Genomic DNA, 16,161 nt, shown 5'->3' with positions numbered 1-16,161 from the left:
AACAACACAATAGTCACGAGGAACGCCCATGAGTATGTCATCCATACCTTCGCATTCCCCATCCGGTAAGCTCTATGGCTGGGTTGAAAGGATCGGCAATAAAGTACCGCACCCTTTCCTGCTGTTTATCTATCTGATTCTGATTTTAATGGTCGCCACTGCCGTGCTCTCCGCCTTTGACGTGAGCGTGCGCAGCCCGGCTGACGGCAGCCTGGTGGCGGTAAAAAACCTGCTCAGCGTTGACGGGCTGCATTGGTTTTTACCCAACGTCATCAAAAACTTCAGCGGTTTCGCCCCGCTTGGTGCCATTCTGGCGCTGGTTCTGGGTGCAGGGCTCGCGGAACGCGTGGGACTGTTACCGGCCCTGATGGTGAAAATGGCCTCTCACGTCAGCGCACGTTACGCCAGCTATATGGTGCTGTTTATCGCCTTCTTCAGCCATATCTCTTCCGATGCTGCGCTGGTCATTATGCCGCCCATGGGCGCGCTGATTTTCCTCGCAGTCGGACGTCACCCTGTAGCGGGTCTGCTGTCGGCAATTGCGGGTGTCGGGTGCGGTTTTACCGCCAATCTGCTGATTGTCACTACCGACGTACTGCTCTCGGGCATCAGTACGGAGGCGGCGAAAACTATCGACCCCGCGATGCATGTCAGCGTCATCGATAACTGGTACTTTATGGCAAGCTCGGTCATTGTCCTGACGATTGTCGGCGGGCTGATAACCGATAAGATCATCGAACCGCGTCTGGGAAAATGGGAAGGTCGCAGCGATGAAAAGCTGGAAACCCTGAGCAAAGAACAGCGCTTCGGCCTGCGCGTGGCGGGCGTGGTCTCGCTGGCCTTTATCGCGCTGGTGGCGCTGATGGTGGTGCCGGAAAACGGTATTCTGCGCGATCCGGTTAAACATACCGTTCTTCCCTCACCGTTTATTCAGGGCATTGTGCCGCTAATTATTCTGTTTTTCTTTGTCGTGTCGCTCGCCTACGGCATCGCTACCGGCAAGATTCGCCGTCAGGGCGATCTGCCGCAGCTGATGATCGAGCCGATGAAAGAGATGGCGGGCTTTATCGTGATGGTTTTCCCGCTGGCTCAGTTCGTCGCCATGTTTAACTGGAGCAATATGGGCAAATTTATGGCCGTCGGCCTGACCGACGCGCTGGAGGCTGCCGGGTTAAGCGGCGTCCCGGCGTTTGTCGGTCTGGCGCTACTGTCATCCCTGCTGTGCATGTTCATCGCCAGCGGATCGGCCATCTGGTCAATTCTGGCCCCGATCTTCGTGCCGATGTTTATGATGCTGGGGTTCCACCCGGCATTTGCCCAGATCCTGTTCCGTATCGCTGACTCCTCCGTCATCCCGCTGGCGCCGGTATCACCGTTTGTTCCGCTGTTTTTAGGCTTCCTGCAGCGCTATAAACCTGAAGCCAAACTGGGTACCTACTATTCGCTGGTTTTGCCCTACCCGCTTATCTTTTTAGGAGTATGGCTGGTCATGCTGGTGGCGTGGTATCTTGTCGGCCTGCCAATTGGACCGGGGATCTACCCGAGGCTGAACTAAAGGAACGAGGATGCTGAGATTACTCGAAGATAAGATTGCGACGCCGCTTGGGCCGCTGTGGGTGATCGCGGACGAGCAGTTTTGTCTGCGTGCCGTTGAGTGGGAAGAGCACAGCGATCGCATGGAAGAACTGCTCGATATTCATTACCGCTCACAGGGGTATGAACGCATCCGCGCCACTAACCCGGGCGGACTGAGCGACAAGCTGGCGGCGTACTTTGAGGGCGATCTCAGCAGCATCGACACCCTACCCACCGCCACGACCGGAACACCTTTCCAGCGCGAAGTGTGGCAAGCACTGCGGACTATCCCGTGCGGACAGGTCATGCATTATGGCCAGCTCGCGGAGCAGTTAGGCCGCGCCGGGGCGGCACGCGCAGTGGGTGCCGCGAATGGCTCCAACCCGGTCAGCATCGTGGTGCCCTGCCATCGAGTGATTGGCCGCAACGGCACCATGACGGGGTATGCCGGAGGCGTACAGCGCAAAGAGTGGTTACTGCGTCACGAAGGGTATCTTCTGCTGTAAATCCCAGGCTTTTTGTGCTTAATTTTCTACCGGTTAGGCTAAAAATCCATAATCAAGCTGTGGAATTTCAAGGAGATGGCAGCGCATTGCCGTCTCTTGTTCTTATTGAGAGTTTGCCAGGCTTACGTACTTACCAAAAAGATGTTAAAATTGACCAATATCAATTAAGGCTTGAGCAAACCTATGATCCCGGAAAAGCGAATTATACGACGCATTCAGTCTGGCGGTTGTGCTATCCATTGCCAGGATTGCAGCATCAGCCAGCTCTGTATCCCGTTTACCCTGAATGAGCATGAACTTGATCAGCTTGATAATATCATCGAGCGCAAAAAGCCTATTCAGAAAGGGCAGACGCTGTTTAAAGCGGGAGACGAACTGAAATCGCTCTATGCTATCCGTTCTGGCACCATCAAGAGCTACACCATCACCGAACAGGGTGATGAGCAGATCACCGGCTTCCATCTGGCGGGTGACCTGGTTGGCTTTGATGCCATCGGCACTGGCCACCACCCGAGCTTTGCTCAGGCGCTTGAAACCTCTATGGTTTGCGAAATCCCATTTGAAACTCTGGATGACCTGTCCGGAAAAATGCCTAATTTGCGTCAGCAGATGATGCGCCTGATGAGCGGTGAGATCAAAGGCGATCAGGACATGATCCTGCTGCTTTCCAAAAAGAATGCAGAAGAGCGCCTGGCTGCGTTTATCTACAACCTCTCCCGTCGCTTCGCTGAGCGTGGTTTCTCTCCACGCGAATTCCGTCTGACCATGACGCGTGGCGATATCGGCAACTACCTGGGCCTGACCGTGGAAACCATCAGCCGTCTGCTGGGCCGTTTCCAGAAAAGCGGTATGCTGGCTGTTAAGGGTAAATACATCACGATCGAAAACGGCGAAGCACTGGCCGTTCTTGCCGGGCACGCCCGTAACGTGGCATAAAGCCCATATGTATATTGCCAGACCAATAAATTTTCTTGATTTATTGGTCTGGCATATTAACACTTCCGTTATCTGACATTTTCACCGTAGCACGTCCCCACACAGCGCCCAAAAGGTTCTCGTTGAGGTTATGAATTGAGAGAAAGTTTATTTTTCGTTTCAGTCGTGATTGCCTCAGTGACCTTTATCTTCATCTGGATCATGCTTGTCGGCCCGATGAAGGGGGAGGAAAAAACCTACGTTCAGGATTCCACGACCTTTGTGATAGCAGTGATGGTGTTGCTGTTTATTGCATTTATTGCGGTGACAACGACCGTTCTTTTCCTCTGATAATTTTTCATGAATTATTGATCTGGCAAAACCTCCCCCCTGTTTCATTCAGGATATATAGGTTACTCTTTTAATTACAGACTGTGGTGACAGTAGTAAGGAGACCTGTATGGCAAAGTATCAAAACATGCTGGTAGCTATCGATCCGAATCAGGACGATCAGCCGGCATTACGACGTGCTGTGTATTTACATCAACGGATTGGTGGCAAAATCAAAGCGTTTTTGCCGATCTATGACTTCTCATATGAGATGACCACCCTTCTGTCGCCTGACGAGCGCACCGCTATGCGTCAGGGAGTGATCAGCCAGCGTACCGCGTGGATCCGCGAACAGGCGAAGTATTACCTGGAAGCGGGAGTTCCTATTGATATTAAGGTGGTCTGGCATAACCGACCTTTCGAAGCCATTATCCAGGAAGTCGTTGCCGGTGAGCATGACCTGCTGCTGAAGATGGCGCACCAGCACGACAAGCTGGAATCCGTGATCTTCACCCCTACCGACTGGCATCTGCTGCGTAAATGCCCTTGCCCGGTCTGGATGGTGAAAGACCAGCCGTGGCCTGAAGGCGGTAAGGCCGTCGTGGCAGTCAATCTCGCCAGCGAAGAGGATTACCACAATGCGCTGAACGAGAAGCTGGTTAAGGAGACAATCCAGCTCGCTGAACAGGTCAATCACACCGAAGTGCATCTGGTTGGCGCGTATCCGGTGACGCCTATCAATATCGCCATTGAACTGCCTGAATTTGACCCGAGCGTGTATAACGACGCCATCCGTGGTCAGCACCTGTTAGCCATGAAAGCGCTGCGCCAGAAATTCAGCATTGATGAGAAAATGACCCACGTGGAAAAAGGGTTGCCTGAAGAGGTTATCCCGGATTTAGCCGAACATTTGCAGGCCGGGATTGTCGTGCTGGGCACCATTGGTCGAACCGGTATTTCTGCCGCATTCCTCGGCAATACCGCCGAACAGGTGATCGACCATCTGCGTTGTGACCTGCTGGTCATTAAACCGGATGAGTACCAGACGCCGGTTGAGATGGACGACCCGGAAGACGATTAAACAGCGTTTGGGGATAAAAAAGCCGCCAGAATTGGCGGCTTTTTCATTTAGTACAACTTACAGCGCTTTCAGAATCGCATCCACGCTGGCTTTGGCGTCGCCAAACAGCATATGGGTGTTCTCTTTGAAGAACAGCGGGTTCTGAACCCCGGCATAGCCAGTGTTCATGGAGCGTTTGAAGACAATGACGTTCTGCGCCTTCCACACTTCCAGAACCGGCATACCGGCGATTGGGCTACGCGGATCGTCCTGCGCCGCCGGGTTAACGGTGTCGTTAGCACCGATGACCAGCACGGTGTCGGTCTCGGCGAAATCATCGTTGATTTCATCCATTTCCAGCACGATGTCGTACGGCACTTTCGCTTCCGCCAGCAGTACGTTCATGTGACCAGGCAGACGCCCTGCCACCGGGTGAATACCAAAGCGAACCTTGATCCCGCGCGCGCGCAGCTTCTCAGTGATCTCCGCGACCGGATACTGAGCCTGTGCTACCGCCATGCCATAGCCTGGGGTGATAATGACTGAATGCGAGTTTTTCAGCATATCAGCAGTATCTTCCGCGTTAATCTCGCGGTGCTCACCCACTTCTTCGTCAGAACCCGTCGAGGAACCATCAGAACCAAACCCACCGGCGATAACGCTGATGAACGAACGGTTCATCGCTTTACACATGATGTAAGACAGGATCGCACCGGAAGAACCCACCAGCGCACCGGTGACGATCAGCAGGTCGTTGCTCAGCATAAAACCTGCCGCCGCAGCCGCCCAACCGGAGTAGGAGTTCAGCATGGAGACGACCACTGGCATATCCGCACCACCGATGGAGGCTACCAGGTGCCAGCCGAATGCCAGCGCAATGATGGTCATCACCAGCAACGCCAGTACCTGCAGACCCACGCTTTCGGTACGCACGAAGACCACCAGCAGCACAAACGACACCACCAGCGCCGCCAGGTTCAGCTTATGACGGTTTGGCAGCATCAGCGGTTTAGACGAGATCTTCCCGCGCAGTTTACCGAACGCAACAATGGAGCCGGTGAAGGTGACCGCACCGATGAAGATTCCGAGGAACACTTCCGTCAGGTGGATGTTCACCAGAATCGGTTCCAGACCCGGGGTGTGGTACAGGTAGCTGTTGAAGCCTACCAGCACCGCCGCCAGACCGACAAAGCTGTGCAGAATCGCAACCAGCTCCGGCATCTCGGTCATTTCAACGCGTTTCGCCAGACGAATACCAATCGCACCACCGATGATCATCGCCACCAGGATCCACGCAACGTTGCCGGTGTCCGGCCCAAAGATGGTGGCAATCAGTGCAATCGCCATCCCGGCGATACCAAAGTTATTACCCTGCTGAGACGTTTCGTGTTTGGAAAGCCCCGCCAGACTGAAAATAAACAGGATTGCAGCAACAATGTATGCGGCTGTCACTAATCCTCCAGACATATGCTACCCCTTAGCCTTTACGAAACATTTTCAGCATGCGCTGAGTCACGGTGAAACCACCGAAAATATTGATACTGGCGATCAACACCGCAACAAAGCTCAGGAAGCTGATCCAGCCGCCGTGACCAATCTGCAGTAACGCCCCAACCACGATAATCCCCGAGATGGCGTTGGTGACCGACATCAGTGGCGTATGCAAGGCATGGGAAACGTTCCACACCACGTAGTAACCCACCACGCAGGAGAGCGCGAAGACGGTAAAGTGGCCAAGGAACTCTTTCGGTGCAACGTTAGCCAGCCAGCCGAACAGAATAATCGCCAGCGCCATGATCGCGTATTTGCGCCATGGAGAAGCGGGTTTGGCGGGTTCTTTAGGTTCTGGCGCCGCTTTCGGTGCAGCCTGAGGCTGAGCAGAAACCTGAATAGGTGGCGCAGGCCAGGTGATTTCACCTTCACGAACCACGGTAACGCCACGTACGACCACATCGTCGAAATCAACGGTGACGTTGCCATCTTTCTCTTTGCAGAGCAGTTTCAGCAGGTTAACGAGGTTGGTGCCGTACAACTGAGAAGACTGCGTTGGCAGACGGCCTGGCAGATCGGTATAACCGATCACCTTCACGCCGTTCGCGGTCGTGGTCACCTGATTCGGGACGGTATATTCACAGTTACCGCCGTTTTGCGCCGCCAGGTCGACAATCACGCTGCCCGGCTTCATGGAATCTACCATTTCACGGGTGATCAGCTTCGGCGCGGGTTTACCCGGGATAAGCGCAGTGGTGACAATAATATCGACATCTTTCGCCTGGGCAGCGAAGAGTTCCATTTCGGCTTTGATAAAGGCTTCAGACATCACCTTCGCGTAACCATCGCCGCTGCCTGCTTCTTCCTTGAAGTCCAGCTCAAGGAATTCGGCACCCATACTTTGAACCTGTTCCTTAACCTCAGGACGGGTGTCAAACGCGCGCACGATAGCCCCCAGGCTATTTGCTGCACCGATTGCAGCAAGACCCGCAACGCCCGCGCCAATCACCATCACCTTCGCCGGAGGGACTTTACCCGCCGCAGTGATTTGACCGGTAAAGAAGCGACCAAATTCGTGGGCCGCTTCAACAATGGCGCGGTAGCCGGCAATGTTTGCCATGGAGCTTAAGGCATCCAGCGACTGGGCACGCGAAATACGCGGCACAGAATCCATGGCCATCACGGTCACGCCACGTGCCGCCAGCTTCTCCATCAGCTCAGGATTTTGCGCAGGCCAGATGAAACTCACCAGCGTCGTACCTGGATTGAGCAGCGCAATCTCACTCTCTTCCGGTGCGTTCACCTTCAGAATCACCGGTGACTGCCAGACTTCAGCACTGTCCACCACTTCCGCGCCAGCCTGGATGAAGGCTTCGTCATCGAAACTCGCCAGTTTGCCTGCGCCGCTTTCAACCGCGACGGTAAAACCCAGTTTAAGCAGTTGCTCCACCGTTTTCGGTGTTGCCGCTACGCGGGTTTCATTGGCTAACCGTTCTTTTGGTACCCCAATACGCATAGTTTTCCCTTCCATCGGTTTTTGATGATGGTTTGTCGATAAATGCCCGCGGTTTGTATCAATTTTCGCCATCACAATAGCGACGAGATATGATTAACCCCGGAAAATAAAACAGTAACAAACTGTCTATAACCTACTGAAAATAGCGCCCGTGATCTACCGCCAGAAAACACTATTTCTTACTTTATCTGTGAAAAATAAGCGATCGGCGTCACTGACAGTGATATTTACCTTAAATTCATCGTCAAAGCCGATAAATCGCGCAAACGAAGCGGTAAAAACATGATATAGCGCCATAAGAGAACAAGTTATTAACATTAAATTAACTTGTGAAAGTCATAAGCTTTATCAGTTTTACTTGTCAAACGTCTGTTTTTTCAACATATCACTAAATGTTATCGAATTCGGTGATTCAGTAAGCACTGGCAGTGAAAAATGCCGCAGACAGCGACAGGTTTTAAATGCCATAATCGGGACCGTCTCAAATTAACAACAATACCAGTACATGGTTTGCGCAAGGCGAAGGATTATTTTTATGAAGCTTAAGAACACACTCCTGGCGTCCGCACTTCTCTGTGCGACCGCCCTGTCTGCGAATGCCGCAACAGAGTTAACGCCGGAGCAAGCGGCAGCGTTAAAACCTTTTGACCATACGGTCATTGTGGGTCGTTACAATTCCATTGGCGATGCCGTCGCCGCCGCATCAAAAGCCGCCGATAAAAATGGTGCGGCCTCGTTTTACGTCGTTGACCAGTCTGATTATGGCAACAGCGGTAATCAGCGCGTAACGATTGCGCTGTTCAAAGACAATGCACCAAAAGCTGATGCACCGAAAAATCGCGTGATTAATGGCATCGTTGAACTGCCAAAAGATCAAGCGATCGCATTGGAACCTTATGACACCGTCACCGTTCAGGGCTTCTATCGCAGCCAGCCTGAAGTGAACGATGCCATCACCAAAGCGGCGAAAGAGAAAGGGGCATACTCTTTCTATATCGTGCGTCAGGTGGATGCTAACCAAGGCGGCAACCAGCGCATTACCGCGTTCATTTATAAAGAAGATGCGAAAAAACGTGTTCTGCAAAGCCCGGATGTTATCCCGGCTGATTCCGAAGCAGGCCGCGCGGCGATAGCGAAGGGCGGTGAGGCAGCGAAGAAAGTTGAAATTCCTGGCGTAGCAACCTCTGCTGCACCAAGCGCTGAAGTGGGTCGTTTCTTCGAAACGCAATCCACGAAAGGTGGCCGTTATTCCGTGACGCTGCCAGACGGTACCAAAATTGAAGAGCTGAACAACGCCACTGCTGCACAGATGGTGCCGTTCGACAGCATCAAGTTTACCGGCAACTACGGCAACATGACGGAAGTTTCTTATCAGGTCGCGAAGCGTGCGGCGAAGAAAGGCGCGAAATACTACCACATCACCCGCCAGTGGCAGGAACGTGGCAACAACGTGACGATCAGCGCCGATCTCTACAAGTAACAAAATCATTGATCAAAGGCGGCGCAATGCCGCCTTTTTTTGTTACTTTTTTTGAATTTCTGCCACACGTCATTGCATGCTTTCGTTACACTCCGTAAAATCCCGCGCCTTAGTGTGATCCACCATTTTTATGCGCCTGTGCGAAATAATTATTCTGGATTTGGACTTTTCATAACAGGAAGCCAATGGAAAAGAAACTTGGCCTGAGTGCTCTGACTGCACTCGTTTTAAGCTCAATGCTGGGCGCGGGCGTATTCAGTTTACCGCAGAACATGGCGGCGGTGGCAAGCCCAGCCGCACTCCTCATTGGCTGGGGTATCACCGGCGTTGGAATATTGCTGCTGGCGTTCGCAATGTTGCTGCTGACCCGCATCCGACCTGATCTGGACGGCGGTATTTTCACCTATGCACGTGAAGGTTTTGGTGAGCTGATTGGCTTCTGCTCCGCATGGGGATACTGGTTATGCGCGGTTATCGCCAACGTCTCCTATCTGGTGATCGTCTTCTCGGCGCTGAGTTTCTTTACCGACACGCCTGAGCTGCGTCTCTTTGGCGATGGTAACACCTGGCAGTCTATTGTGGGTGCCTCGGTACTGCTGTGGTTCGTTCACTGGCTGGTTTTACGTGGCGTACAAACAGCAGCCAGTATTAACCTTGTGGCAACCCTCGCGAAGCTGGTCCCGCTTGGTCTGTTTATCGTGCTGGCCTTTATTGCGTTCCGTATGGACGTATTTAAGCTCGATTTCACCGGCGTTGCGCTGGGCGTACCTGTCTGGGAGCAGGTGAAAAACACGATGCTCATCACCCTGTGGGTGTTTATCGGTGTTGAAGGCGCGGTCGTGGTTTCCGCCCGGGCACGCAATAAACGCGATGTGGGCCGTGCAACTTTGCTGGCCGTACTGGCCGCGCTGGGGGTCTATCTGCTGGTGACGCTGCTGTCTCTGGGCGTGGTAGCACGTCCTGAGCTGGCCGGAATGCGTAACCCATCAATGGCAGGGCTGATGGTGAAAATGCTCGGTCCCTGGGGCGATGTGGTGATTGCTGCGGGGCTGATCATCTCCGTCTGTGGCGCTTACCTGAGCTGGACCATCATGGCCGCTGAAGTCCCGTTTCTGGCCTCTACGCATAAGGCGTTTCCACGCCTGTTTGCCCGTCAGAACAAAAACAGTGCGCCGTCCGCGTCACTCTGGCTGACTAACATCAGCGTGCAGGTCTGTCTGGTGCTGATCTGGCTCACAGGTTCTGACTATAACACTCTGCTGACCATCGCCTCCGAGATGATTCTGGTACCCTATTTCTTAGTGGGCGCATATTTGTTAAAAATCGCCACACGCCCGGCGCACTATGTTGTGGGTGTAGGAGCCTGTATTTACGGTCTGTGGTTGTTGTATGCTTCCGGGCCTATGCATTTGCTGCTGTCTGTAGTGTTATATGCACCGGGTTTGCTGGTGTTTATCTATGCACGCCGCACGCATCAGCTGGAAAACGCTCTTAAACGCCGCGAGATGGCCTTAATCGGACTGTTACTGGTTGCAGCTTTACCGGCAACCTGGATGTTAATGGGATAGCATCGCCTTTCCCATTGTTGAACTGTAAAGGAGAATACGATGGGAAATGAACAGCTTCACCCAATACTGATTACCGGTGGAGGCCGACGTATCGGCCTCGCCCTTGCCCATCATTTTCTCAACCTTCGCCATCCGGTCATCGTCAGTTATCGTACTGAATATCCTTCTGTCGAAGGATTACGGAAAGCAGGAGCTGTCTGCATTCAGGCGGATTTTTCAACCGATGAAGGCATTCTGGCCTTTGCGGATAAGGTGAAGTCCATCACGACGGGGCTACGTGCCGTTATCCATAACGCCAGTGCCTGGTGTGCCGAAAAGCCCGGCACGTCGCTCAGCGAAACGCTCTCTGCCATGTTACAGATCCACGTTAATGCGCCCTATTTGCTTAATCACGCGCTGCAGGATCTGCTGCGCGGCCACGGGCATGCTGCGGGTGACATTATTCATTTCACCGATTATGTGGTGGAGCGTGGCAGCGACAAGCACATTGCCTATGCAGCCAGTAAAGCCGCGCTGGATAACATGACGCGCTCGTTTGCCCGCAAACTCGCGCCCGAGGTGAAGGTAAATGCCATCGCTCCGGCAATGATTTTATTTAACGAAACCGATGATGCGGAGTATCGCCAGCAGGCGCTGAACAAGTCGCTGATGAAAATCGCCCCAGGCGAAAAAGAGGTGATCGACCTTGTGGATTACCTGCTCACCAGTTGCTACGTTACCGGCAGAACCTTTGCCGTGGACGGAGGCCGACCACTGCGCTAGTGAAAACGACTCCAGAAGAAGATTAATACCCAGGCGCTGAGCCCCCAGCAGACCACTGCCCCGCTCAGCGCCAGGGGAAGTCGCAGAAAACCGGTGAAATACCAAAGCGATAACAGGTAGAGGAAATACGGGATGATAGACCACATGCCAAACACGATGGTCGTTCGCAATGCTTCTGTGCCCCGTTCAGAGGCCACAATATAGTGCGCAATGAGCGCAAAAGTCGGGAAGAGTGGGATCAGCCCGGCAATATAATAATTTTTGGTTTTTGCCAGAATGCCAATCAGTAACACCACCAGCGCCCCAAGCGCGGCTTTAATCACCAGCCCCATACTTTTTCTTTCCTGAAACAATCAAGTAACAATATGAGTCAGAATAACGGAACTGATGCTAATTTTGAAAGATTAATGGAAGGTTAAGGTTCTGCGGTGTATGTTGACATTTTTCACGATAACAGACGTTGTATGAATAAGATTGTTTATGTTGAAGACGAACCCGAAGTCGGGCAATTGATCGCCGCCTATCTGGGTAAACATGATATGGACGTCATTGTTGAGCCTCGTGGCGATCGCGCCGAAGAGGTCGTCGTGCGTGAAAACCCGGACCTGGTACTGCTGGATATCATGTTGCCAGGAAAAGATGGCATGACGCTCTGCCGCGACCTACGCGCCCGCTGGGACGGTCCTATCGTACTACTCACCTCGCTGGACAGCGATATGAACCATATTTTGTCGCTTGAGATGGGTGCCAATGACTACATTCTGAAAACCACACCGCCTGCCGTTTTGCTCGCGCGCCTGCGCCTTCATTTACGCCAGCACGCCAGCATCGAACGTGAGGCGCCTGCTCCGTCACTGACGCCGCACAAAGCGATGCGTTTTGGTACGCTTTCCATTGATCCGATCAACCGTCAGGTACTGCTTTCCGACGAGCTTATTGCGCTCTCGACCGCCGATTTTGACCTGCTTTGGGAGCTGGCGACCCATGCCGGGCAAATCATGGATCGCGATGCGCTGCTGAAAAACCTGCGCGGAGTGAGTTATGACGGCATGGATCGCAGCGTTGATGTGGCGATATCGCGCCTGCGCAAAAAGTTGCAGGATAACGCCACCGAGCCGTACCGCATTAAAACCGTGCGTAACAAGGGTTACCTGTTTGCCCCGCACGCCTGGGAAACCTGATTATTTCATCATCCGGAATCGTTAATGAAAAAGCTGTTTGTGCAGTTTTATCTTCTGCTGTTTGTCTGCTTCCTGGTGATGACCATGCTGGTCGGGCTGGTCTATAAATTCACCGCCGAACGTGCGGGCAGGCAGTCGCTGGATGACCTGATGAAAAGCTCGCTGTATCTGATGCGCAGCGAGCTGAGAGAGATCCCACCGCACGACTGGGCAAAGACCCTGAAAGAGCTGGATCTGAACCTGTCGTTTGATTTACGCATTGAGCCGTTGAAAGATTTCGATCTGGACGCGCGTGCCATGCAGCGTCTGCGCGACGGGGACATTGTCGCGCTGGATGAGAAATATACCTTTATCCAGCGTATTCCGCGCAGCCATTACGTGTTGGCCGTCGGGCCGGTGCCCTACCTCTATTATCTGCACCAGATGCGTCTGCTGGATATGGCGCTGATGGCCTTTATCGCCATTTCACTCGCGTTTCCGGTTTTTATCTGGATGCGACCACACTGGCAGGACATGCTGAAACTGGAATCCGCCGCACAGCGTTTTGGCGAGGGACATTTTACCGAACGTATTCACTTCGACAGCGGTTCCAGCTTTGAACGTCTGGGCGTGGCCTTTAACCAGATGGCAGATAACATCAATGCCCTAATCGCCAGTAAGAAGCAGTTGATCGACGGGATTGCACACGAGCTGCGGACGCCGCTGGTTCGCCTGCGCTATCGTCTTGAAATGAGCGAGAATCTGACGGAAGCGGAATCTCAGGCTCTGAATCGCGATATTGGCCAGCTTGAAGCGCTGATTGAGGAGCTGCTGACCTACGCGCGCCTCGACCGCCCGCAGAACGAGCTGAACCTCAGCACGCCGGATCTGCCTGACTGGCTGCAAACTCACATTGATGATGTCCAGAGCGTGAACCCACAACGCACGCTGTTGACCCGCGTTACCTCGGGTGATTATGGTGCTCTGGATATGCGCCTGATGGAGCGCGTGCTGGACAACCTGCTCAACAACGCCATGCGTTACAGCGAAAGCACATTGCAGATTGGACTGGATTTACAGGGCAATCAGGCTCGTCTGACGGTGGAGGATGACGGGCCGGGGATAGCCCCGGAAGCGCGAGAAACGGTGTTTGAACCGTTTGTGCGTCTCGATCCCAGCCGCGATCGCGCCACTGGCGGATGCGGCCTGGGGCTGGCGATTGTCTACTCTATCGCACAGGCGATGGGCGGAACGGTGCATTGCGAGGAGAGCGAACTCGGTGGCGCGCGCTTCTGCTTTAGCTGGCCGGTATACCATAACATCGCCCTTCCCGTTCCTGCCTGACTTAAACCGCACGCTGGCCTGACCCGGCGTGCTGTGCTATATGATAAGTATGTTGTAACTAATGAGTATATTTATGGCGACTTACGATCTCATCGAAAGGCTCAACAGCACCTTTCGCGAAATAGAACATGAATTACTTACGCTGACAGAACGCTTGCAAACCTGCCGCCTGCTGGCCGCGCGCGTCTTTACCCTACCGGATGTAGCCAAAGGGGCTGAACACGATCCGCTGGATACCATCGACGTGAAACAGCACATCGGCAAAGCCGCATTTGAACTGGCATTAAAACATTATCGTCACCTTTTTATTCAGCAGCAGTCAGAACAACGCAGCAGTAAGGCGGCTGTTCGTCTGCCTGGCGTGATCTGCCTGCAAACCGATGCGACAACGCGTGAAGCGCTGGAAGGTCAGATTACGTATATCAACACTCTGAAAGCGGCATTTGAAAAGATCATCACCGAAGAGTCAGGCCTGGCCCCTGCTGCCCGGTTCGAGTGGGTGCATCGTCAGCTTCCTGGATTGATTACCCTGAATGCCTACCGCACGCTGACGGTATTGCGTCATCCCGCCACGCTGCGCTTCGGCTGGGCCAATAAGCACATCATTAAAAACTTCACCAAGGATGAGATTCTGGCGCAACTGGAAAAAAGTCTGAAGACGCCGCGCACCGTGGCACCGTGGTCGCGGGAACAGTGGATTGAACGCCTGGAGCAGGAGTATCACAGCATCGCCTCGCTACCGGCGGACACGCGCCTCAAAATAAAGCGCCCGGTGAAGGTCCAGCCTATCGCCCGCGTCTGGTATTCCGGTCAACAGAAACAGGTGCAGTATGCCTGTCCGACACCGCTGATTGCGCTTTACGATGCCGATCAGGGTGCTATCGTGCCGGATATCGGTGAACTTCTGAATTACGATGCTGAAAATATCCAGCACCGTTACAGACCTCAGGCGCAGCCGCTACAGCTGATTATTCCGCGGCTGCACCTGTATGTGGCGGGATGATTATTTCAGGCTGCCGACCATCGCTTCCGGACGAACCCAGGCGTCGAACTCCGCCTCCGTCAGGTAGACCAGCGCCAGGGCGGAGGCTTTCAGCGTCAGCCCCTCTTTATGCGCTTTTTTGGCAATCTCGGCGGCTTTATCGTAGCCGATATGGGTATTGAGCGCCGTCACCAGCATCAAAGACTCGTTGAGCAACTGGCTGATGCGCTCGCGGTTTGGCTCAATACCTACCGCACAGTGCTCGTTAAAGCTTTCCATCCCGTCCGCCAGCAGCCGAATGGATTGCAGAACGTTGTGGATCACCATTGGACGATAGACGTTCAGCTCGAAGTTGCCGGATGCGCCTCCCATGTTAACGGCCACGTCGTTGCCTATCACCTGACAGCAAAGCATAGTCATGGCTTCGCACTGGGTCGGGTTCACTTTACCCGGCATGATGGAGCTGCCCGGCTCGTTTTCCGGGATGCTGATTTCACCAATACCGCAACGCGGACCCGAAGCCAGCCAGCGTACGTCGTTGGCAATTTTCATCAGCGAGGCCGCCAGCCCTTTCAGCGCGCCGTGGGTATGAACCAGCGCATCGCAGGTCGCCAGCGCTTCGAACTTATTGGGTGCCGTAACGAACGGCTGCCCGGTGATGTTTGCCAGCTCCTCCGCCACGCGCACCGCGTATTCAGGATGGGTATTTAACCCGGTCCCGACCGCCGTCCCGCCGAGCGCCAGCTCCGCCAGATGCGGCAGGCTGTACTCAATATGCTTCAGGTTATGTTCCAGCATCGCGACCCAGCCGGAAATCTCCTGGCCGAGCGTCAGCGGCGTGGCGTCCTGCAGGTGCGTACGGCCAATTTTGACGATGTCACGGAAGGCCTGCGCTTTCTCGTTGAGCGTGGATTTCAGAACGTTGAGCTGCGGGATAAGCTGCTCGCGAATAGCGATGACCGCCGCCACGTGCATTGCCGTCGGGAACACGTCGTTCGAACTTTGGCTCTTGTTCACGTCATCATTCGGGTGAACCTTACGCTCCATACCACGCACGCCGCCCAGCAGCTCGCTTGCGCGGTTTGCCAGCACTTCGTTCATGTTCATGTTGCTTTGCGTGCCGGAACCGGTCTGCCAGATGGCCAGAGGGAATTCATCAGGGTGCTTGCCTGCCAGCACCTCATCAGCCGCGCTGATGATGGCCGAGGCTTTTTCTGAAGCCAGCAACCCTAAGTCCTGATTCACTTTGGCTGCGGCGCGTTTCGTCAGTGCCAGCGCCTGAATCAGCGAAACGGGCATTTTCTCAGTTGAGATGCGGAAGTGTTCCAGCGAGCGTTGGGTTTGTGCGCCCCAAAGTTTGTCGGCCGGGACGTCGATCGCGCCCATAGAATCTGTTTCGCGACGATGCGTTGTCATTACTTTCTCCTTGATAACAAAGATGGGATTGCTCACATGCTTAAGAGATAAGTATT

Annotated in this window: 15 protein-coding genes; 11 read left to right on the top strand and 4 right to left on the bottom strand. The window is 53.8% G+C overall.

Annotation, left to right across the window (positions count from 1 at the left end):
- Positions 1 to 28: 28 nt before the first annotated feature.
- From abgT to uspE, 5 genes are all read left to right on the top strand, one after another.
- Positions 29 to 1,555, top strand: a complete 1,527-nt coding sequence (abgT, locus tag LCD46_09895) for a p-aminobenzoyl-glutamate transporter (GenBank protein ID UOY72594.1) — start codon at positions 29 to 31, stop codon at positions 1,553 to 1,555.
- A gap of 10 nt (positions 1,556 to 1,565) precedes the next feature.
- Entirely contained in the window at positions 1,566 to 2,081 is a 516-nt protein-coding gene (gene ogt, locus LCD46_09890) for a methylated-DNA--[protein]-cysteine S-methyltransferase (GenBank protein UOY72593.1), read from the top strand.
- Positions 2,082 to 2,264: 183 nt separating this feature from the next.
- Positions 2,265 to 3,017 carry a fumarate/nitrate reduction transcriptional regulator Fnr gene (gene fnr / locus LCD46_09885; GenBank protein ID UOY72592.1) on the top strand — a complete coding sequence of 251 codons (753 nt, stop codon included), beginning with the start codon at positions 2,265 to 2,267 and terminating at the stop codon, positions 3,015 to 3,017.
- 135 nt (positions 3,018 to 3,152) lie between these two features.
- The gene (locus LCD46_09880) at positions 3,153 to 3,347 is read left to right on the top strand and encodes a hypothetical protein (protein ID UOY72591.1); all 195 of its coding nucleotides are present in this window, start codon (positions 3,153 to 3,155) and stop codon (positions 3,345 to 3,347) included.
- A 109-nt stretch (positions 3,348 to 3,456) separates the two neighbouring features.
- Entirely contained in the window at positions 3,457 to 4,407 is a 951-nt protein-coding gene (uspE, locus tag LCD46_09875; protein UOY72590.1) for a universal stress protein UspE, read from the top strand.
- Between the two features lie 57 nt (positions 4,408 to 4,464).
- Here uspE and pntB read toward each other — a convergent pair whose 3' ends face one another.
- Positions 4,465 to 5,853: a Re/Si-specific NAD(P)(+) transhydrogenase subunit beta gene (gene pntB / locus LCD46_09870; GenBank protein UOY72589.1), complete on the bottom strand. Its 1,389-nt coding sequence runs from the start codon at positions 5,851 to 5,853 to the stop codon at positions 4,465 to 4,467.
- 10 nt (positions 5,854 to 5,863) lie between these two features.
- Positions 5,864 to 7,393 (bottom strand): Re/Si-specific NAD(P)(+) transhydrogenase subunit alpha, encoded by a 1,530-nt coding sequence (gene pntA, locus LCD46_09865; GenBank protein ID UOY72588.1) that lies wholly within the window; start codon positions 7,391 to 7,393, stop codon positions 5,864 to 5,866.
- A gap of 535 nt (positions 7,394 to 7,928) precedes the next feature.
- Between pntA and ydgH the strand changes: the two genes are divergently transcribed.
- From ydgH to folM, 3 genes are all read left to right on the top strand, one after another.
- Positions 7,929 to 8,873, top strand: a complete 945-nt coding sequence (gene ydgH / locus LCD46_09860; protein UOY72587.1) for a DUF1471 family protein YdgH — start codon at positions 7,929 to 7,931, stop codon at positions 8,871 to 8,873.
- Between the two features lie 185 nt (positions 8,874 to 9,058).
- Positions 9,059 to 10,441: an amino acid permease gene (locus LCD46_09855; GenBank protein ID UOY72586.1), complete on the top strand. Its 1,383-nt coding sequence runs from the start codon at positions 9,059 to 9,061 to the stop codon at positions 10,439 to 10,441.
- A 39-nt stretch (positions 10,442 to 10,480) separates the two neighbouring features.
- On the top strand, positions 10,481 to 11,203 hold the full coding sequence (folM, locus tag LCD46_09850) for a dihydromonapterin reductase (protein UOY72585.1): 723 nt from the start codon (positions 10,481 to 10,483) through the stop codon (positions 11,201 to 11,203).
- On the opposite strand, the gene LCD46_09845 is transcribed toward folM, so the two are convergent.
- Positions 11,200 to 11,535 (bottom strand): GlpM family protein, encoded by a 336-nt coding sequence (locus tag LCD46_09845; protein ID UOY72584.1) that lies wholly within the window; start codon positions 11,533 to 11,535, stop codon positions 11,200 to 11,202. The genes folM and LCD46_09845 overlap by 4 nt on opposite strands.
- 132 nt (positions 11,536 to 11,667) lie before the next feature.
- Here LCD46_09845 and rstA point away from each other — a divergent pair, with 132 nt between their 5' ends.
- The 3 genes from rstA to tus all read left to right on the top strand — a co-directional run bounded on the left by rstA (position 11,668) and on the right by tus (position 14,710).
- Positions 11,668 to 12,384, top strand: a complete 717-nt coding sequence (gene rstA / locus LCD46_09840) for a two-component system response regulator RstA (protein UOY72583.1) — start codon at positions 11,668 to 11,670, stop codon at positions 12,382 to 12,384.
- A gap of 24 nt (positions 12,385 to 12,408) precedes the next feature.
- Positions 12,409 to 13,707 carry a two-component system sensor histidine kinase RstB gene (gene rstB, locus LCD46_09835; protein UOY72582.1) on the top strand — a complete coding sequence of 433 codons (1,299 nt, stop codon included), beginning with the start codon at positions 12,409 to 12,411 and terminating at the stop codon, positions 13,705 to 13,707.
- A 73-nt stretch (positions 13,708 to 13,780) separates the two neighbouring features.
- Positions 13,781 to 14,710, top strand: a complete 930-nt coding sequence (gene tus / locus LCD46_09830) for a DNA replication terminus site-binding protein (protein ID UOY72581.1) — start codon at positions 13,781 to 13,783, stop codon at positions 14,708 to 14,710.
- Here tus and fumC read toward each other — a convergent pair whose 3' ends face one another.
- Positions 14,711 to 16,105, bottom strand: a complete 1,395-nt coding sequence (gene fumC / locus LCD46_09825) for a class II fumarate hydratase (protein UOY72580.1) — start codon at positions 16,103 to 16,105, stop codon at positions 14,711 to 14,713.
- Between the last annotated feature and the right edge of the window lie 56 nt (positions 16,106 to 16,161).

The sequence above is a fragment of the Enterobacter ludwigii genome (genome assembly GCA_023023105.1).
GTDB classification, from domain to species: Bacteria; Pseudomonadota; Gammaproteobacteria; order Enterobacterales; family Enterobacteriaceae; genus Enterobacter; species Enterobacter adelaidei.
Note: the sequence above shows the minus strand (reverse complement) of the source record. Positions and strands in the feature narration are given on the sequence as shown.